The sequence below is a fragment of the Lysobacter sp. HA35 genome (assembly GCF_054061195.1).
This window is the reverse complement of sequence record NZ_JBSSDY010000001.1, coordinates 396,164-415,369: the sequence shown is the minus strand read 5'-3', so window position 1 is coordinate 415,369 and position 19,206 is coordinate 396,164. Positions and strand designations below refer to the sequence as shown.

Here is a 19,206-nt window from a genome sequence, read left to right as displayed (position 1 = left end):
TCAGCTGTCGGGGTGTAGCTCAGTCTGGTAGAGCGCTACGTTCGGGACGTAGAGGTCGCAGGTTCGAATCCTGTCTCCCCGACCAAAGATCGATTGAAAAAGCCGGCCTCGCGCCGGCTTTTTCTTTTTCCGGCTCGCCTAGCGCTCGTGGCGCAGCAGCAGCGGGACGTCGGTGTGACACAGCACGTGCCGGGTCACGCCGCCCAGCGCCCATTCGGTCAGGCGCGCGTGGCCGTAGGCGCCCATGACGAGCAGGTCGGCGCCGAGCGCACGCGCCTCTGCCTGCAAGGCCGCGCCTGTTCCCTCGCCGCCATCCCCCACGTCGACCGTGCGGATTTCGGCTTCGGTTCGATGTCGTGCGAGCGCGTGGCGCAGCTCGAGCGCGGGCAGCGTCGGTTCGATCGCGCCTCGGGAGCCGTCGAGGACAACGAGCCGCGTCGCCTGTTCGATGAAGGGGCGCGCCGAATGCAGCGCCGCGGCGGCGCCGGACGAGCCGTCCCAGGCGACCACGACCGTTCCGACTGTCCGCTCGTCCGTGCGCGGTGTGGGCAGAACGAACGTCGGAAGCCCGGTCGCGGACGCGAGCCGACCGACGCCCGACGGATTCGTCCATGGATCGTCCGACTTCGGGTCGACCTCCGCGACGAGCAGGTCGTGCGAACCGGCGACCGAGCGCAGTGCGCGCGCAGCATCGCCGGCGGACGACAGCCATGCGCTGCTGCGAACGCCCAGCGATGCGGCCCATGCGTCGAACTCGGCTGCACGTCTGTCGCATTCGAGCCGCTGGCGCGCGACTTCCAGCGCCGCGGCGGCGACGAGCATTCCGGGGTCGTAAGGCGATAGCGGCGGCAACCCGACCGGCACCACGTGCACGGCCGTCAGCGCGCCATGCAGCATCGCGGCGATGCGCGCGGCGGCGCGAACGCCGTCGTCCCAGGCATTGATCCGCTGCGAGCGGACGAGTACGTCGCGCATGGTCAAGTCCCGTGTTTGGTGCGTGTCTGAATGCGCAGAACGCGCGTTGTTTCGCGTGCGTCGCTGCAAGTCTTCGTCGACGGCATCGATGCGCCGCTCATGTGCCGCTTCCTGCTAATCCACTCGCGTACAACCCGATCAGCGGGAACACGAAGAACACCAGCAGCGCGAGCTTGAATACACCGATGAGCACGAACATCAGTACTTCGTACGTCGGGCGTTCGACGCGGAACCAGTGACTGTGCAGTCGGTAGACGCGCTCGCGCATGGCGATCCACGCGAGCGCCCAGACGAACAACACCGCGTATCCGGCGACCGCGCTCCACGTGAGCACGCTGGCGAGCTGATGAGGCGTCATCGGTGTTTCCATCGGGGCGATGACCGCACCTTGCGCGCCACGACATGTCGGGCGTTTGCGTCGGATCAAAAACGCGTTCGGCTGTGTTCGTTCGATGGACCGAGGCGATCCGATCCGTCGGCGTCACCGGCGACGGTTTCACCGAACCGAGAATCGCGGGCTGTCAGGCTGCAGCCATGACCGATCAGACCGACCAGGACCGTATCGAAGCGCTCGAGGCCGATGTCGCGTTCCTCAAGGAGCAGATGTCGCTGCTGGCCCAGTACCTGGCGATCATGATCGGCCGCGCGCAGGTCAATGACTGCATGTTGTCGGCATTGATCCTGTCGCACCACGACCGCGAGTCGCTCAACAGCGTCTGGCGGCAGTCTTCGGCCGCGGTGATTCCGAACGTGATCGTGCGCGGGCCGTCGCCCTGGGACTCGGAAATCGCCGATACCGCCAAGCAGCGTGTCGAGCATCTCAACGAGCTCGCGGACCCCGAAGCCTCCTAGCGGAGGCAACCATGAATCGGCCGCCCGTCGGCCAGCCGCGCTCGTCCGCCGGAAGGTAGGGCGGTTTGGCTGCGTCCGCTTAAATTGTGATCGACTTCTCGATTCAGCCCACGTTGCCTTCACATTCGGGACGGAAGACTCGTCGCCGTTCAGCCCCGATTTCGACTTACGGATCGAACCGTGCGCCCACTCCGAAAAACCGTACTGGCGCTTCTGCTCCCCCTGGTCTGGACGACCGGCATGGCGCAGGCGCGTCCGGCAACCGGCAGCGCTCCAACGACCACGGCCGCCGACTCCCTCCCCGCAGTGACGAACCGGACCGTGCGCGACACCCTGCTCGCGCAGGCCGAGGCCGCCCGGAAGGACCAGCGGTGGACGGACGCGCTGGCCATCTACGAACACCTGCTGGCGGCCAATCCGCGCGACGACGTCGCCTATCGGATGCAGGCGCTGACGCTGGACGACGTCGGCGCGCCGTTCCGCGCCGACGAGCTCCGCGCCCGCTGGGCCAGCGACTTCCCGGATTACGAGCGCGACCTCATCCAGGGCGACCGCGTCGCGCATGAGATCGGCTGGGGCCTGACCTACCCGGACAACCTCGACGACCCGAACGCCGAGCTCCGCCGTGCCTACGACGCGGCGCTCGCGCTGCAGGCGCAGCCGGGCCGCACGCACTGGGAGCAGACCCGGTTGCGGATGGACATGCTGACGGCGACGAATGGCCTCGGCATGTACCAGAAGACCATCGACGAGTACGAAGCGCTCAAGCGCGAAGGCGTCGACCTGCCCGCCTACGCACACGGCCCCGCCGCTGACTCGTACCTCGCGCTGCATCACCCGAAGGAAGCGCAGGCCGCGCTCGAGCAGGCGCTGGCCAAGGATCCGAACGACGTCGATACGCAGATCCTGCTCGGCTATTCCTACATCGAGCAGGAACGCTTCGACCTCGCGCTGCCGATGATGCAGAAGCTCGCGGAATCGCAGCCGGCGTGGATCCAACGCCCCGGCGCGGAGTCCGACCAGGCGAACTGGAAGCGCTACCGCGCCGAGATGGCCTACGCGCAGATGATCTCGTTCGGCGACGACAACGCGCGTGCGCAGTCGATGATCGAACCGCTGCTGCGCATGGGCCCGAACCGTTCGAATACGCAGGCCGCGTTCGGCGCGCTGATGTATCGACGCGGCCATCCCACTGCCGCGCTCGAGCGCTACGACATGGCGCTGACGATGGATCCGCACAACCGCGACGCCGAAATCGCGCGCGTGTCGGCGCTGTACGAACTGGGTCGCGTCGACGAGGCCATGGCCGCGAACGACCAGGTGCAGAAGCGCTACCCGAAGAACCTGCACGCCGAGCGCCTGCAGGAAGAACTCGATTGGCGCAACGGCCCCATGGGCAGCATCGACTTCATCAATACGCGCAACAATTCCGAGTCGCCGAACGGCTCGCCCTTCGGTGTGCGCGAACACCGCCTGTACTACCAGACGTGGTCGCCGCTGCTCGGTTACCGCTGGCGTTTCGGCATTGTCGGCGACACCGTCGACGCGCATTTCGACCCCGACACCGTGCGCTATCGCCGCATCGGTGCGGGCATCGACTACCGCTATCGCCAGTTCGGTTTCCGCGTGTCCGGCTACCAGGCCGAAGAACCGACGCACGACAACGCATGGACGGTCGACGGGGCGTGGTACCTCAACGATTCGTGGACGCTGCACGGACAGGTCGCCGACAACGACGTCGACACGTCGCTGCAGGCGCGCCGTGCCGGCTACAAGGCCGACTCGTGGCGCATCACCGCGAACTGGCATCCGAGCGACACCGTCGCGATCGACATGAACTACAAACACCTCGACTACAGCGACGGCAACAACCGTGACCAGCTGTGGGCGTACGGCCGCACGCGCCTCTACACCAGCCCGCGATTAATGATCGACGGACTGGGCTCCCTGTGGACCAGCCGCGGTTCGCGCGACGACTCGCCGTACTTCAACCCGTCGCAGGACGCGATGGCGACTGTCGGCGTGCGCTTCAACCACCTCATCTGGCGGCATTACGACGCCTATCTCCGGCAGAAGCTGACGCTCGAAGCCGGGCCGTACTGGCAGGAAGGCTTCGGCACGAACTGGGTGCCTTCGATTTCCTACTACCAGGAGTGGCGCCCCGCGATGGGGCACACGTTTACGTATGGCGTGTTCTGGGCACGCCCGGTGTACGACGGCGGCCGCGAGCGCCGTGTCGGCTTCGAAGCGGCCTACCGCTGGGGGTTCTGATGCGATCGGTCGTTCTATTCCTCGCGCTTCTGTTCACCGCCGCAATGCCGCGGCCGGCCGACGCACTGGTCGTGCTCGGCTGGCACGACATCCGCGACCGCGTTCCGGATGGTTATCCCGATACGGAAGCCGTCACCACCCGCAACTTCGCGATGCAGCTCGACTGGCTGCGTTCGCACGGCTACGTACCGGTCACCGCACAGGCGGTTCGTGACGCACGCGCCGGGCGCGGCACGCTTCCGGCGAAAGCCGTGTTGCTGACCTTCGACGGCGGCTACCGCTCCGCATACACGCAGGCGCTTCCGCTGCTGCGCGCGTTCGACTACCCGGCGCTGGTCGCCGTGCCGACCTCGCGCGTCGATGCGACCGGCAACGTGCATGTCGGCATGCGTGACGTGCCGCGCAGCGACTTCCTCGGCTGGAGCGACGTCAAGGCGCTGCAGGCGAGCAACCTGGTCGAGATCGCGACGCAGGGCCACGACCTCGCGACGCCGATCGCGGGTGACCCGCAGGGCGACCTGCTTCCGGCCGCAATCGTCCGTCGATGGAACGGCGGCTATGAAACGGAAGCCGCGCAGCGTGAGCGCATCCGCGCCGACCTTGCGACCAGTGCCGACCGAATCGAGCGCGCCACCGGCCGTCGCCCGCAACTCGTCGTGTGGCCGGCCGGTGGTGCGTCCGGTGCGGCGCGCGCTGCCGCCGAGTCGCTCGGACTCGCGACGATCATCGGGCCCGATGGCCGCAGTGGTACGAGCGAACTGCATTACGCCGGCGTCGCACGACCGGGCGACGACGCATTCCCCGGTGCGCGCTTGATGATGGTCGAAAACGCGGGTGCCAGCGATCTGGCCTACGAGCTGCGCCGCGATCCGCGCCTCGACGGTATCCGTGCCGTGCGCGTCTCGCTTGCGGACCTCGCGGGCGGCGATGCCACGATCACGACGCAGAACGTCAACGCCGTCGCCGAACGCATCCGTGCGATCCATCCGAGCCACGTGATCCTCGACGCCGCCGCTCCCGACGCCGCATGGTTCCCGACCGCGTCGATGCCGATGCGCTCGGACCTTCTGACGCACCTGGTCGCGCGTATCCACGCTCGTTCGAATGCCCAGGTGCTGGCGTGGATGCCCGCTGGCGCTTCGGCTGACGCATACGCCGATGTCGCAGCGACACCGATTGATGGAATTGTCGTAGGCGACGGCGCGTCGTCCGCTTCGGCTGCACTCGCTCGCGCGAAGGCCGTGCGTCCCGACCTGGTACGCGTCGCGGCCATCACCATTCCGACCGGTGACCCCGCGCCGATCGCATCGCAGACGCCTTCGCTCGCGTCGAGCTACGACTTCATCGTCGCGATGCTTCCGCACGACGTGCGCGGATCGCGCCGCGAAGTCGATCGCGCGGTCGCCGCCGTCGCCGCGTCACCCACCGCGCTGGACCGCACGGTGTTCGTGATCGATGCCGGCGATGTCGCCAATCCGTTGCCGTCCGACGAACTCGAAGCCCAAGCACGTCGCGTCGTCGCCAGCGGTGGTCGGCACGTGGGTTACAGCCGCGACATCGCGCTGAAGGACCTTCCGCCTCTCGAACCTGCGCGCGCCGCGATCAGCGCCCGCTCGTTCCCCTACCCGGAGCGCTGAGATGTCCTTCGACCTGCTCGGCGTACTCTTCGGCTTCGCCTTCTTCTATCCCATCGTGATGTCGCTGTTCTGGATGGCGGGTGGCCTGTACTACTACTTCCGTCGCGAGCGTAAGCACGCCGGCCCGGATGAGCTGCCGCCGCTGAAAGCGCATCCGATGGCGTCGATCCTCGTGCCCTGCCACAACGAAGGGCCGCTGGTCGAAGACACAATCGCGTGGCTGTCGAAGCAGAACTATCCCGAATTCGAAATCATCGCGATCAACGACGGCAGCACCGACGACACCGGTGCACGCCTCGATGCACTGGCCGCGCAGCACGCGAACATGCGTGTCATCCACCTTGACCGGAACCTCGGCAAGGCGAATGCGCTCCGCATGGGCACGCTCGCATCGCGCAGCGAGTACCTGGTCTGCATCGACGGTGACGCGCTGCTGCACCCGAACGCGACGCAGTGGATGGTGTTCCATCTTACCAGCGGCCCGCGCGTGGGTGCGGTGACTGGCAATCCGCGCATCCGCAACCGTTCGACGCTGCTCGGCAAGATGCAGGTCGGCGAGTTCAGCTCGATCATCGGCATGATCAAGCGCGCGCAGCGCAGCTACGGCCGCATCTTCACCGTGTCGGGCGTGGTGTCCGCGTTCCGCAAGACCGCGCTGCATCGCATCGGCTACTGGGCCGACGACATGGTGACCGAAGACATCGACGTCAGCTGGCGCCTGCAGATCGACCATTGGGACATCCGCTACGAACCCAACGCGCTCGCCTACATCCTGATGCCCGAAACGTTCCGCGGCCTCTGGCACCAGCGCCTGCGCTGGGCGCGTGGCGGCGTGGAAGTGATCGCCCGCCATGCGAAGTCGCTCAATGCGTGGACCAAGCGGCGCATGTGGGCCGTGGTGCTCGAGTACCTGTTGAGCGTTGTGTGGTCGTACTCGATGCTGCTGTCGATCGTGCTCTGGATCATGAGCTACTTCTTCGACATTCCGCCTCGCCTGCAGACCGGCGGCCTGATTCCGCATTGGCATGGCGTGGTGCTCGGCCTGACCTGCCTGCTGCAGTTCGCGATCAGCCTGTTCATCGACCGCCGCTACGAGAAGGGCATCGGCCGAAGCTACTTCTGGATCATCTGGTACCCGATCGCGTACTGGCTGTTGAGCATGCTCACCACCATCGTCGCGGTACCGAAAACACTCTTCGCCAAACCACGCGGCGTTGCCACCTGGACCAGTCCGGATCGAGGTTACCGATGAGCACCGAACTACAGCACGACCCCTTCATCTACACGCCGAAGCGCGCTGCGCCACAGGCGATGCGGACCGTCCACGGTGTGATGACCTTCGTCGCGTGGGTGCTCTACGCCTACCTCTGGCTGCCGCTGATCACGGTGGTGGCCTGGGTGCTCGGGGTTCGCACGAGCTACATCGAGGTCTACGTGCGCAACAACCGGGTGGACGAGACGATCTTCCTCGTCATCCTCGGTCTCGCCGTGGTGGCGACCGCGCTGCTGGTCGGTTGGGCGGAATACAACCGTCACCGTTTCAGTGGTCCGGATCGTCGTGCGAACCCGGGCAATGTCGAACTGCCGGCCGTTGCGGAATCCATGGGCGCACCGTTCGATCTTTCCGAGCGGGTGTCGCACGCGAAGTCGATGACGCTCGCGATGGGCGATGACGCGCGCCTGTCGGGCATCCATCGCTCGACACCATTCGCGATGTAATGCATCGCACGGCCGTTGACTGAAACGTACTAGACGCGAGACCACACTGGCGCCCGATCGACTCCGGGAGCCCGTGTGGCACGCGACCATTCCGCGCTCCGTCGTGACGCTGCCAACCGCGTGTCACGTATCAGACCCGACAGCACCTATGAATGCGACCACCCTGTTCCTCCGGGGTGGCCGTGATCGACGCACTGCTCGGCTACACGTTTTTCTATCCGGTCGTGATGTCGTTCGTCTGGATGACCGGAGCGCTCTACTACTACATGCGCCGCGAGCGCCACGCACCGCGACGCGATGAGCCGCCGCCGCTGCTTCACTACCCGCCTGCTTCCATCCTCGTGCCCTGCCACGATGAAGGCGCGAACATCCGCGAGACGATCGCCGCCGCGCTCAACCAGCGCTATCCGAACGTCGACGTCATCGCGATCAACGACGGCAGCAGCGACGACACCGCCGAGCAGTTGAACACCCTCGCTCTCGACGAACCGCGCCTCAGCGTCATCCATCTCAGCCGCAACCTCGGCAAGGCCAACGCGCTGCGCATGGGCGTGCTGGCGTCGAAGTCCGAATACCTCGTCTGCATCGATGGCGACGCGCTGCTCGACGAATACGCGGTGCACTGGATGGTGTGGCACCTCACCGATGGCCCTCGCGTGGGCGCGGTGACCGGCAATCCGCGCATCCGCAACCGTTCGACGCTGCTCGGCCGGCTGCAGGTCGGCGAGTTCTCCGCGATCATCGGCATGATCAAGCGGGCGCAGCGCGTCTACGGCCGCATCTTCACCATCTCCGGCGTGATCGCGGCCTTCCGGCGCAGCGCACTGCACCGCATCGGTTACTGGTCGGAAACGATGGTCACCGAAGACATCGACATCAGCTGGCGCCTGCAGCTCGATCACTGGGACATCCGTTACGAGCCCAACGCGATGTGCCTGATCCTGATGCCGGAAACGCTGCGCGGCCTGTGGCGCCAGCGACTGCGCTGGGCGCAAGGCGGCGTGGAAGTGCTGCTTCGCTATGCCGGCGACCTGTTCTCCTGGCGCAAGCGGCGCATGTGGCCGGTCGTGCTCGAGTACGCGCTGAGCACGGCGTGGGCGTACGGGATGAGCCTGGTGTTCGTGCTCTGGGCGCTGGGCAAGATCGTCGACCTGCCACCTGCACTGCAGGTGCCGCACATCATCACCTGGCAGAGCGTGGTGCTCGGGCTCGCCTGCCTGACCCAGTTCGCCGTCAGCCTCGTCATCGATCGTCGCTACGAAACCGAAGTCGGCCGCACGTTCTACTGGTTGATCTGGTATCCGCTCGCGTACTGGTTGTTGAACCTCGCGACCACCGTGGTCGCCGTGCCGAAGACCTTGGCGGCGGGACGCGTCGGCGGACACCGTGCGACGTGGTCGAGCTCGGACCGGGGACTGCGATGAGCCGTGCACTGCGCCCGTCGACCCGCCCGGATTCGCGACTGATCGTCCGACGCAGCGCACAGCCACGACCGCAACGCGCGGCGTGGGCCGTTGCGACGCTGCTCGCGTGGGGCTTCTTCCTCCATCTCTGGAAGCCGCTCGCCGTCGCCGCGTTCGAGCGTATGGCGCCCACGCATGCCGGGGCCGATGCCAATCTCCATGTGGCGTGGCGCGACCTCATGGCCATCGTCGCGCTGCCGGTGGTCGCCATTGTCGCCGCGTCCCTGCTGATCGCTTGGGCCGAGTACAACCGGCTGAGGTTCAAGGACGCGAAGCGCCGCGTTCCCGCGTGCGATATCGACACGGCCGACATCGCAGCCGCACTCGGCGCGACACCATCAGTTGCACGTGCGTTGTCCGAGAGCCGCATCGCGATCGTGCATATGGACGCCGCGGCGCATCCCGTGTCTATCACCGTGGTGTTGGCGCGCGACGCCAACGACGCGGCTACCGAAATTCCACGTGACTCGATCGACGTCTCGATCGAAACGCGTGCGGACGAAGTACCGCGCGTTACGAGTTAGCGGCGTCGACGCTCGACGCCACCGCCTGCAGGCGCGCGCGCAGTTCATCGAGTCGCAGGTCACCCGCTCCACCCGGCGACACGCGTGCTGCGAGACTCGCTGCAGGATCGCGCGTCGCCCAACGCGCCGGATCCGCCGCATCGCGATAGGCCTGCCGGAACGGGACACCGTCGCGAGCGAGTTCGATCGCGAGGTCGGTCGAATACATCGAGGGATCGATGGCGGCCGTCATTGCTTCGCGCTGCCATTCGATGCTCGACATCAGGTCAGGCAGCAGCGCGAGCGCGCGCAGGCCGTGACCGACACCGCGCACCAAAGGCGCCTTGGTGAACTGCAGGTCGCGGTGATAGCCCGAGGGCAATGCGACCACTTGTTCGATCTCGGCGCGCGCTGCGCTGACGACCGCATGGCTTGCGCGCAGCAGCTCCACGACATCCGGATTGCGCTTGTTCGGCATGATCGAACTGCCGGTCGTGTAACGCGCCGGTAGCCCGACGAAGCCGAATTCGGCGGTCGTGAAAAGACTCACGTCCCATGCGAAACGACGCAGGTCCATCGTCGCCGAACCGAGCGCTTCCAGCGCCGCCATCTCGAACTTGCCGCGCGACAGCTGCGCGTAGCCCGGATTGACCTGCATGCGCGCGAAGCCGAGCTCCTGCGTCGACGCGTCGCGCGCCAGCGGCAGGTTGACGCCGTAGCCGGCTGCAGTGCCGAGCGGGTTCGCATCCAGCCACGCCCGCGTCTGCGCCGCACGCGTCGCGTCATCGATGAAGGCTTCGGCCCAGCCGGCCCACCAGTGCGCGGCGGACGAAACGACGGCCCGTTGCAGATGCGTGTAGCCGGGCATCGCAACATCGCGCTCCGCTTCCGCGCGTTGCAGCGCGACGTCCGCGATCTCAATGCAGCGTGCCGACAGCTCTTCCATCTGCGAGCGCAGCCACAGGCGCGTCGCCACCAGCACCTGGTCGTTGCGGCTGCGCCCGGTGTGGATGCGACGGCCGGCATCGCCGAGTCGCTCGGTCAGCACGTCCTCGATCGCGGAATGTCCGTCCTCGTAGCGCGCGTCGAGCACGAACGAGCCGTCGCGATACGCCGTCGCAAGCGCAGCCAGTTCGCGGTCGATTCCGTCGAATTCGTCCTGCGACAGAATCCCGATGCCGACCAGTCCACGCGCATGCGCTCGCGAGGCATCGATGTCGTGCAGGAAGAATTCGCGATCGAGCAGCACGTCATCACCCGCAAGGAACGACTGGATGCGAGCGTCGACTTCGACCCCACCCTTCTGCCACAACAGGCTCATGCCGAAATCTCCGTTCGCGTGTCGGCCTGAAGGCCCGCGAGTGCGTCCAGCCCGAACGCGAGGTTGAGATTCTGCAGCGCCTGCGTCGCCGCGCCTTTCAGCAGGTTGTCGAGAATCGCGACGACGACGAGCCGCCGGCCGTCCTCCGACAAGGTGAAGCCGCCGACCGCCGCGCCCGCTTGGCCGGCGATGTCGCGCACGTGTGGCGGCGTGTGGGTGACGTCGACCAACCGTGCGTCCGCATAGAATGCGCGATAACTCTTGCGTATCTCGTCCAGCGACATCGATGACGAGAGGTGCAGGTTGCACGTCACAGTCAGCCCGCGGAAATGCGGCGCGACGTGCGGCATGAATTCCACCGCATGCCCGAGATGTCGCGTGACCTCGCGCTCGTGCACGTGGCCGGTGAGCGTGTACGGCATCAGGTTATCGCGCAGTGCTTCCGGATCGTTCCGCGGCGACGGCGTGGTGCCTGCGCCCGAGTAACCGGACACCCCGAAACATTGCACCGGACCGTCGAGCAATGTCTTCATCGGTGCGATCGCAAGCTGCATCGCCGTTGCGTAGCAGCCGGGATTGGAGATGCGGCTGTGCGACTTCGTGTCGACCAGCTCCGGCAGACCGTAATGCCAGCCGGGGTCGAAACGGTAGTCCGCGGACAGGTCGACGATCACAGCGCCGGACGCGATCCGGTCGATCGCATCCACATAGGGCTTCGCCATGCCGTTCGGCAGCGCGAGCACATAGGCGCCGTTCGGGAGTGCAGGCAATTCGTCCGGTGCGGGCATGCTGTAGCGCAGCTCCGGCGCCGCACCGACAACCTGATCCGCGACGAGCTGTCCGGCGCGCTCGCGCGATGCCGCATGCACGAGCTCGAAGTGCGGATGTGCGACGAGCAGGCGCATCAGTTCCGTGCCGACGTGTCCGCGTGCACCAATGAGGCTTACGGGGATCTTCGTCACGCGGCGACCTCCAGGCGTTCATCGAGCCGGGTGCGCACGACGGGCCATTCGTCGCGCACGATCGAATAGCGATACGTATCGCGCAGCGAGCCGTCCTTGTGTCGCATGTGCGCGCGGAGGATGCCGTCGCGCCGCGCGCCGAGCCGTTCGATGGCGGCCTGCGATCGCACGTTGAGGTGGCTCGTCTCCAGCGACACCGATTCGCAACCCAGCGTGTCAAACGCGTGTGCGAGCAGCAGGCGCTTGGCTTCGGTGTTAAGCGCAGTTCGCTGCACGCGGCTCGCGTACCAGGTGTAACCGATATGCAGGTTCGGCACCGAGCGATCGATGTCGTAATACCGCGTACTGCCGACCACTTCGCCGGCTGCATCGAGCACCACGAATGGCATCGATTCGCCACGATCGCGCGATGCGAGCGCGGCACGGACGTAATCGCTCTCCTCGCCTGGCGCTGGGATGCTGGTGAACTTCAGCGTCCACAGGGCACCGTCGGCCGCCGCGGTCGCGAGCGCAGCGGCATGGTGTTCCTGCAGCGGCAGCAGCGTCACATGCCGGTCCTGCAGCATCGGAGTCCGCCAGCGATCGACGTCCGTCATCGCGGATCCTCCAGCGACGCGGGGTGCGAGCTGCAGTATTCGATGCAGTGCGCGATGGTCGCGAAGTCCTCCATGCCGTACCAGAACACCTGCCACGGGCCGCGACGCACGCAGCCGTCGGACTCGGACATGTAGAACACGTTGACGGGGTTCTCGCGACGCGAGCGCCAGAAGAGCGTCGGCGTTTCCTCGCGCATCACCTGCCACACCGCGCGGCCGAGGCCTTCGCCTTGCGCTTCGTCGAGCACGGCGAACTTGTCGAGATACGGCATGCCGTTCTCGAACGTCAGGATCACCGCGGCGCGGTAGTTCTCGCTGACGTACGCACGGTGCAGCGTCTTGCGGTCGAAGTAGTCGGGCAACAGGCGGCGCCCGAACGCGGATTCGATCAGGCCGCGCAGGCGGTCGAGGTCGAGTTCGTCCCAAGACTCCGCGCGAACCACGCGTTCGCCGCGACGCACCAGCGTGCCGGACCCGCGATGGGTGAACAGCTCCTTCGCGAGTTGGGCGGGACGCGTAATCGACACCGACGACGCTGGCGGCAACGCCTCCAGCAGCTCGCGGATCTGCTCGATCTTCAGCCGCATCCCGCCCGTGAGCCACGGCTGCGCAAGCAGATGGTCGTATTCGGTCGACAGGTTGATCGAGTCGATGACGTTGCCGTCGCCGTCGAGCAGGCCGCCGGTTCCGGTCAGGAACACGATCTTGTACGGCTGCAGCTCGCGCACGAGTTCGTTCGCCGCATAGTCCGCGTTGACGTTGACGATCTGTCCGTCCACCGTTTCGCCAAGGCTCGCAATCACCGGAATCGAACCGACGCGCAGGCTCGCGTGGATCGACGCCAGCTCGACGCGCTTCACGCGACCGACCAGCCCGAGTTTGTCGCGGTCGATGTATTCCGATTCGAACACGCCCGACACGATCGACGTAGAACGCGCGCCGGCCTCCTGCAGCGCTTCAGCAAGCGCGAGGTTCTGCGCCTGCATCACGCGCCGCACGATCGCCAGCACTTCCGGCGGCGTGACGCGCAGGCCGTCGACCGTCTGCTTGGTGATGCCGGCGGCGGCCATTTCCTCGTCGAGCTGCGGGCCAGCGCCGTGCACAACGATGGGCGTGAGGCCGACGTCCTGCAGGAACGCGAGCGACGATGCGAGCGCGTCGAGGTCGTCGCGCAACACCGCGCCGCCGACCTTGACGACCGCGAAACGCTCGGCGTCGAGCTGTGCGAACCGCCGCAGATACTGGTCGATCTCCTTCGCGCTGCCCATGCTCGAGAGCAGGCGCACGATGGTCTGACGGGTCTGGATGTCTTCGATCGGCGTCATGCCGGCGTGTTCCCGATGATGCGGGCCGCGTGTGCGGCGTAGCGTTCGAGCTGGTCGATCGCGACCCATTCGTCGGCGGTGTGTGCCTGCGCGATGTCGCCGGGGCCGAACACGAAAGCGGTCAGGCCGGCCTGCGAGAACAGCGAGGCTTCGGTCCAGAAGTCGACGGCGTTGCCGATCGGGATGTCGAGCGAATCGGCGAGGTCGCGGGCGGCAAGGCGCTGGCGTTCTGCCTCGTGCAACACGCCGGCCGGCAGCGGCGGGCCGCGGAACGTTTCCTGGTATGCATCGAGTTCGCTGTCGCCGGCGAAACCCTCCAGCGTCGCGTGCATCGCATCGATATCCATCGACGGCAGCGGGCGGAAGTTGAAGCGCAGTTCGCTGCTCGGCGCGATGACGTTGCCCTTGATGCCGCCGGCCATGGTGCCGATATTGAAACGCAAGCCGGTCAGGCCGCCGAAGCGTTCATGCGCCAGCGACTGCGCATGATCGAGCGCACGCACGCCCCAACGCATCGCTCGATGTATCGCGCTGAGCTGCATGGCGTTCGGTGACGATGCGTGCCCCGCTTCACCGCGGAACGCGATGCGCGCCGAACTCAGCCCGCGATGCGCGAGGACCGCTTCGCAGTTGGTGGGCTCGGCGACCAGCACTTCGGTGAAACCGTGGTGGCTGGCAAGGAATGCCGCGATGCAACGCGGGTCATTGGCTTCCTCGTCCGACGAGAACAGGAACGCCGCATCACCGGTCGTCGCCGCGGCAGCCGCGATCAGACCCGCTGCCGCACCCTTGATGTCGCAGGCACCGAGGCCGACCGCACGATCGCCTTCGATCCGCAGCACGTGCGGATCGCGCGTCCAACCATCCGACGACGGCACCGTATCGAGATGCACGTTGAACAACCGCGTCGGCCGACCACGCACAGCGAGCATCGACACCGCACCCGCGCCGTGATCGATCACATCGACCTCGAACGCCGGCAGCTGCGCGCGCAGGTAGTCGAAGATGCCGCCCGTGCCGATCGTCCGCGGCGGGTTGCGCGTGTCGAATGCGACCAGCGCTTCGAGATGGCGGAGCACCGCCTCACGCATCGTTGGCTGCTCCGTTCACTTCGGCCCAGAGCGTGCTGCTCATGCCGAACAGCTTGATGAAACCTTCGGCTTCCTCGACGCCCCAGTCCGCCGACTGCGCGTAGGTCGCACCCTTCGCGTTGAGCACGTGTGGCGACTTCACTGCGACCGCGTCGACGCGCGCGCCGCGGGTTTCCAGCACCACTTCGCCGTTGACCATGCGCTGCGAGCTGGCCAGGAACGCTTCCAGATCTGTCTTCAGCGGGTCGTGGAAGAAGCCTTCGTAGACGATCTCCACCCACTTGCGCGCGACGTCGGGCTTGAAGCGGTTCTGCTGCTTGGTCAGCACCGCTTCTTCCAGCGCACGATGCGCGGCGAGCAGCGCGATCAAGCCCGGCGCTTCGTACACGATGCGGCCCTTGAGCCCGATCGTGGTGTCGCCGGTGTACATGCCACGGCCGACGCCGTACGGCGCGAACATCGCGTTGAGCTTCGCCAGCAACTTGTGGCCGGGCATCGCGACGCCATCGAGCGACACCGCTTCGCCCTGCTTGAATTCGATCGTCGCGCGCAGCGGCGCGGTCGGCCATTCCTCGCGCGGCGCGCACCAGCCGCGCGAGCCTTCGCCCGGCGCGTCCCAACGATCGATCTCGCCGCCGGACAGCGTCACACCCAGCAGGTTCTCGTTGATCGTGTAGCTCTGCTGCTTGGCGCGCACGCCGAAGCCGCGCTCTTCGAGATACGCCTGTTCGTACGCGCGCGTCTGCGTGTGTTCCTTCTGGATCTCGCGGATGGGCGCCACGATGCGATACGTGCCCTGCGACTTCACCGCAAGGTCGAAACGCACCTGGTCGTTGCCCATGCCGGTGCAACCGTGCGCGATCGCGTCGGTGCCGAGTTCCTTGCAGCGCTGCAGTGCGGCGTCGACGATGAGGTAACGGTCGGACACCAGCAGCGGGTACTGGCCTTGATAGCCCTCGCCGGCCTGCACGAACGGCTTGACGAAGCCGGCCCAGATCGCCGGCCCGCCATCGACGGTGAAGTGGCTCGCGACACCGAGTTCCTGCGCCCGCGCTTCAATAAAGGCGCGCTCCTCCGCATCGACGCCGCCGGTATCGGCGAACACGGTGTGCACGTTCCAGCCGCGCTCCTTCAGGTACGGCACGCAGAAACTGGTGTCGAGGCCGCCGGAGAAGGCGAGGACGATGTCGCGCGAGGCCGACGCGGTGCTTTCAGTGGTCATGGATATGCTCGGAGGGAAATTCGGGGATCAGCCGCGCTGACTGATGAGCGTCGCCATCACCGCCTTCTGCACGTGCAGGCGGTTCTCGGCTTCGTCGATGGCGATGCAGGCGGGCGAATCCATCACCGCATCGGTGGCCTTGACGTTGCGGCGCAGCGGCAGGCAGTGGCTGAAGACACCGTTATTGGTCAGCGCCATCTTTCGTTCGTCGACGATGAAGTGCTTGTGCGCGTCGCGGATGGGCTTCTCGTCCTGCCAATGCCCGAAGAACGGAATCGCGCCCCAGCTCTTGGCGTAGACGACATCGGCGCCGGCATACGCGCTGTCGATGTCATGGCTCACCTGCAGCGAGCCGCCGTTCTCGACGACGTTCTGCGCGGCCCAGCCCATGTAGCGCTCGTCGAGCACGTAGTCCGGCGTCGGGCAGAGCAGCGTCACGTCCATGCCCATGCGTGTCGCGATGGTCAGCGCGGAATTTGCGACGGCGGTGTTGAGCGGCTTCGGGTGGTACGTCCAGGTCAGCACGTACTTCTTGCCGCGCAGGTCGCTCGTGCCGAAGTGCTCCTGCAGCGCGAGCGCGTGCGCGAGTTCCTGGCACGGGTGCGTGATGGTCTCCATGTTGATGACGGGCACGGTCGAATACTTCGCGAACGACTTCAGAACGAGATCCTGGCGGTCGACCGACCAGTCGACGAACTTCGGGAACGCACGCACGCCGATCAGGTCGACGTAGCGCGCCAGCACGCGTGCGACTTCCGCGATGTGTTCCTCGGTATCGCCGTCCATCACCGTACCGAGATCGAACTCGATCGGCCATGCGTCCTTGCCCGGCTGCAGCACGACGGCGTGGCCGCCCAGCTGGAACGCGCCGAGCTCGAAGCTGGTGCGCGTGCGCATCGACGGATTGAAGAAGACCAGCGCGATGGAGCGCCCCTTGAGCTGGTCGCCGATCTTCGAGCGCTTGAACCGCGCGGCATCGGCCAGCACCGCGTCGAGTTCGGCGCGGGACCAGTCCTGGGTGTTGAGGAAGTGCTTCATGGGGTCTCCGGGAAAGATTCGCCGGGCCCGAAAACGAAAAGACCCAGCGCGAGGGCTGGGTCCGAGTCTGCGCCGTACAGGCGTAGTGCCGCGTTACCCAGCCGTGTGGCGGGCGCGTCGGCGAGCACGCGAGGTCATGCCCGCCGCCATGTAGGCAGAGGTCAGGATGTCGGCGTCGGTGTAGTCGGTACGCATGAGGGGCGCGATTCTGCGGGCTGCGGCGGGGCGATGCAAGCGCGTTACGGGGCCGGCATCACGGAAATGCGAATGCGCAGCAGATGGCCGGGGTCGTCGGCCAGTCGCGAGCGGTACTTGGCGCCGCGATAGGTGTAGTCGACGTCGTAGGCGAAGGGGCGCTTGAACTCGCGCTGCACCGGCACGCTGCGGCAGTTGGTGCTGCCCGTCGACGAGTCGCGCTTGAGCACGTTGCGGACGCTGCCGACGATCTTCGACAGCCGCGAGCCGTCCTCGCAGCGCGTTTCCATGCTGGTGGCGGTAAGCGTCTGGTAGACCGGCGTCACCCGCAGCACGCGTGCGTACTCGTAGCTGACGTTTTCGCGCTGGACCACGGTCTCGGCGGACGCCCCGCATACGGCGGAGCAAAGCAGCAGCGCGACCAGGGGCAGCGTTCGACGTCGCAAGGCGGGGTTCTCCGCGGGGACCGGACCGAAGAGTGTATGCGGCGCAGCGGCCGTGGCGATGAATGCCCCCTGTCCTCGTCCGCCTCCGGGCCGGCCACGGCTGGCACGCCGCTACAATGGCTGGCTCGACCGCATGCGTCCGACGAGCGCCATGAGCCTGCACCTCTACAACAGCCTCACCCGCCGCCTGCAGGCCTTCGAGCCGCTCGATCCCGCCTGCCCGACGATGTATGTCTGCGGGCCCACGGTCTACAACTACGTGCACATCGGCAACGCCCGGCCGTACGTGGTATTCGGCGTGCTGGCGAACCTGCTGCGCCGCCGCTACGGCGCGGTGCGCTACGTCCGCAACATCACCGACGTGGACGACAAGATCAACAACGCCGCGCGCGAGCTCGGCGTGCCGATCTCGACCATCACCGATCGCTTCGCCGCCGCGTTCCGCGACGACATGGCCGCGCTCGGTGCGGTCGCGCCGGACGTCGAACCCTCGGTCGTCGCCCACATGCCGCAGATCGTCGCGATGATCGAGCGCCTGATCGAATCGGGCCACGCGTACGCGGCGGAAAACCACGTGCTGTTCGCGGTGGGTTCGTTCGATGGTTACGGCAAGCTCTCGCGCCGCGATCGCGACGAGATGATCGCGGGTGCGCGCATCGACGTCGCGCCGTACAAGCGCGACCCGGGCGATTTCGTGCTGTGGAAGCCGTCCACCGACGACCTGCCCGGTTGGGAATCGCCATGGGGTCGCGGCCGTCCGGGCTGGCATATCGAGTGCTCGGCGATGGCGGAAGCGCATCTCGGCGAGACCATCGACATTCACGCTGGCGGCGTCGACCTGCAGTTCCCGCATCACGAGAACGAGATCGCGCAGAGCGAATGCGCGCACGGCGGCCGCGTCTTCGCGCGCTACTGGCTGCATAACGGCATGCTCAACTTCGGCGGCGCGAAGATGAGCAAGTCGATCGGCAACATCGAGAAGATCCACGACCTCGTCGCCAAGCATCCGCCGGAAGCGCTGCGCTATGCGCTGCTGTCGGCGCATTACCGGCAGCCACTGGAGTGGTCGGAGACGGTGATCGATCAGTGCGTGCGCACGCTGGATCGGCTCTACGGCACGCTGCGAGACTTGGCCGATATCGACGCCACCTCCGCCATTTCCGCGTCGGTCGATAGCGCACTGGACGACGACCTGAACACGCCGCAGGTGCTCGCGCTGCTCAACGAGTTCGCGCGCGATGCGCGTGCGTTGCTCGCCGCGGGCGACGCCGACCGCACGCGCCTGTCGCAGCTCAAGTCCGACCTGCTCGGTGCCGGCCTCGCACTCGGCCTGCTGCAGCAATCGCCCGCCGAATGGTTCGCACGTGGCGTCGACGACAGCGACGACGCACGCATCAACACGCTCGTCGAAGAACGCACCACCGCAAAGAAGACGCGCGATTTCGCTCGCGCCGACGCGATCCGCGACCAGCTCGCCGGCGAAGGCGTGCTGCTCGAGGACACCGCCGCCGGCGTGCGCTGGCGGCGCGCCTGAGGTCAGCATCGTGAGTGAAACGCGGTTCCCGCTCGAATCCACCGCCGCCGAGGCCC

The 19,206-nt window shown here is 66.7% G+C and carries 18 protein-coding genes and 1 tRNA gene; 9 read left to right on the top strand and 10 right to left on the bottom strand.

Features of this window, described 5'->3' with window-relative positions; all coding sequences use genetic code 11:
• Window positions 1-8: 8 nt before the first annotated feature.
• A tRNA-Pro gene (locus tag ACVWZN_RS02195) sits at window positions 9-85 on the top strand.
• A 53-nt stretch (window positions 86-138) separates the two neighbouring features.
• On the opposite strand, the gene ACVWZN_RS02190 is transcribed toward ACVWZN_RS02195, so the two are convergent.
• Together ACVWZN_RS02190 and ACVWZN_RS02185 are read right to left on the bottom strand one after the other, a co-directional pair.
• Complete coding sequence (locus ACVWZN_RS02190) at window positions 139-975, bottom strand: universal stress protein (protein ID WP_456952417.1); 837 nt, start codon at window positions 973-975, stop codon at window positions 139-141.
• A gap of 97 nt (window positions 976-1,072) precedes the next feature.
• A complete protein-coding gene (locus ACVWZN_RS02185; RefSeq protein ID WP_456952416.1) occupies window positions 1,073-1,333 on the bottom strand; it encodes a DUF6868 family protein in 261 nt (86 codons plus the stop codon).
• Between the two features lie 176 nt (window positions 1,334-1,509).
• Between ACVWZN_RS02185 and ACVWZN_RS02180 the strand changes: the two genes are divergently transcribed.
• From ACVWZN_RS02180 to pgaD (ACVWZN_RS02150), 7 genes are all read left to right on the top strand, one after another.
• Window positions 1,510-1,827, top strand: a complete 318-nt coding sequence (locus ACVWZN_RS02180) for a hypothetical protein (RefSeq protein ID WP_155914241.1) — start codon at window positions 1,510-1,512, stop codon at window positions 1,825-1,827.
• Window positions 1,828-2,148: 321 nt separating this feature from the next.
• The gene (locus ACVWZN_RS02175) at window positions 2,149-4,098 is read left to right on the top strand and encodes a tetratricopeptide repeat protein (protein ID WP_456952415.1); all 1,950 of its coding nucleotides are present in this window, start codon (window positions 2,149-2,151) and stop codon (window positions 4,096-4,098) included.
• Window positions 4,098-5,735 carry a polysaccharide deacetylase family protein gene (locus tag ACVWZN_RS02170; protein WP_456952414.1) on the top strand — a complete coding sequence of 546 codons (1,638 nt, stop codon included), beginning with the start codon at window positions 4,098-4,100 and terminating at the stop codon, window positions 5,733-5,735. The genes ACVWZN_RS02175 and ACVWZN_RS02170 overlap by 1 nt, the downstream gene beginning before the upstream one ends.
• Before the next feature lies 1 nt (window position 5,736).
• Window positions 5,737-6,987, top strand: a complete 1,251-nt coding sequence (pgaC, locus tag ACVWZN_RS02165; RefSeq protein ID WP_456952413.1) for a poly-beta-1,6-N-acetyl-D-glucosamine synthase — start codon at window positions 5,737-5,739, stop codon at window positions 6,985-6,987.
• Complete coding sequence (gene pgaD, locus ACVWZN_RS02160; protein ID WP_027082685.1) at window positions 6,984-7,454, top strand: poly-beta-1,6-N-acetyl-D-glucosamine biosynthesis protein PgaD; 471 nt, start codon at window positions 6,984-6,986, stop codon at window positions 7,452-7,454. Before pgaC (ACVWZN_RS02165) ends, pgaD (ACVWZN_RS02160) begins: the two co-directional genes overlap by 4 nt.
• 182 nt (window positions 7,455-7,636) lie before the next feature.
• Window positions 7,637-8,878 carry a poly-beta-1,6-N-acetyl-D-glucosamine synthase gene (pgaC, locus tag ACVWZN_RS02155; protein ID WP_456952412.1) on the top strand — a complete coding sequence of 414 codons (1,242 nt, stop codon included), beginning with the start codon at window positions 7,637-7,639 and terminating at the stop codon, window positions 8,876-8,878.
• Window positions 8,875-9,441: a poly-beta-1,6-N-acetyl-D-glucosamine biosynthesis protein PgaD gene (gene pgaD, locus ACVWZN_RS02150; protein ID WP_456952411.1), complete on the top strand. Its 567-nt coding sequence runs from the start codon at window positions 8,875-8,877 to the stop codon at window positions 9,439-9,441. Before pgaC (ACVWZN_RS02155) ends, pgaD (ACVWZN_RS02150) begins: the two co-directional genes overlap by 4 nt.
• On the opposite strand, the gene argH is transcribed toward pgaD (ACVWZN_RS02150), so the two are convergent.
• The 8 genes from argH to ACVWZN_RS02110 all read right to left on the bottom strand — a co-directional run bounded on the left by argH (window position 9,431) and on the right by ACVWZN_RS02110 (window position 17,616).
• The gene (gene argH, locus ACVWZN_RS02145; protein ID WP_456952410.1) at window positions 9,431-10,741 is read right to left on the bottom strand and encodes an argininosuccinate lyase; all 1,311 of its coding nucleotides are present in this window, start codon (window positions 10,739-10,741) and stop codon (window positions 9,431-9,433) included. The genes pgaD (ACVWZN_RS02150) and argH overlap by 11 nt on opposite strands.
• Window positions 10,738-11,703, bottom strand: coding sequence for an N-acetyl-gamma-glutamyl-phosphate reductase (gene argC / locus ACVWZN_RS02140; RefSeq protein WP_456952409.1), 966 nt, complete (start codon window positions 11,701-11,703; stop codon window positions 10,738-10,740). Before argC ends, argH begins: the two co-directional genes overlap by 4 nt.
• On the bottom strand, window positions 11,700-12,299 hold the full coding sequence (locus ACVWZN_RS02135; RefSeq protein WP_456952408.1) for a GNAT family N-acetyltransferase: 600 nt from the start codon (window positions 12,297-12,299) through the stop codon (window positions 11,700-11,702). The genes argC and ACVWZN_RS02135 overlap by 4 nt, the downstream gene beginning before the upstream one ends.
• A complete protein-coding gene (locus ACVWZN_RS02130; RefSeq protein WP_456952407.1) occupies window positions 12,296-13,624 on the bottom strand; it encodes an acetylglutamate kinase in 1,329 nt (442 codons plus the stop codon). The genes ACVWZN_RS02135 and ACVWZN_RS02130 overlap by 4 nt, the downstream gene beginning before the upstream one ends.
• Window positions 13,621-14,715, bottom strand: a complete 1,095-nt coding sequence (locus ACVWZN_RS02125; protein ID WP_456952406.1) for an acetylornithine deacetylase — start codon at window positions 14,713-14,715, stop codon at window positions 13,621-13,623. Before ACVWZN_RS02125 ends, ACVWZN_RS02130 begins: the two co-directional genes overlap by 4 nt.
• Window positions 14,708-15,937 carry an argininosuccinate synthase gene (locus ACVWZN_RS02120; protein ID WP_456952405.1) on the bottom strand — a complete coding sequence of 410 codons (1,230 nt, stop codon included), beginning with the start codon at window positions 15,935-15,937 and terminating at the stop codon, window positions 14,708-14,710. Before ACVWZN_RS02120 ends, ACVWZN_RS02125 begins: the two co-directional genes overlap by 8 nt.
• 27 nt (window positions 15,938-15,964) lie before the next feature.
• Window positions 15,965-16,975 carry an N-acetylornithine carbamoyltransferase gene (locus tag ACVWZN_RS02115; RefSeq protein WP_456952404.1) on the bottom strand — a complete coding sequence of 337 codons (1,011 nt, stop codon included), beginning with the start codon at window positions 16,973-16,975 and terminating at the stop codon, window positions 15,965-15,967.
• Between the two features lie 239 nt (window positions 16,976-17,214).
• Window positions 17,215-17,616: a hypothetical protein gene (locus ACVWZN_RS02110; protein WP_036141822.1), complete on the bottom strand. Its 402-nt coding sequence runs from the start codon at window positions 17,614-17,616 to the stop codon at window positions 17,215-17,217.
• Between the two features lie 151 nt (window positions 17,617-17,767).
• Here ACVWZN_RS02110 and cysS point away from each other — a divergent pair, with 151 nt between their 5' ends.
• Window positions 17,768-19,150, top strand: a complete 1,383-nt coding sequence (cysS, locus tag ACVWZN_RS02105; RefSeq protein ID WP_456952403.1) for a cysteine--tRNA ligase — start codon at window positions 17,768-17,770, stop codon at window positions 19,148-19,150.
• Window positions 19,151-19,206: the final 56 nt, after the last annotated feature.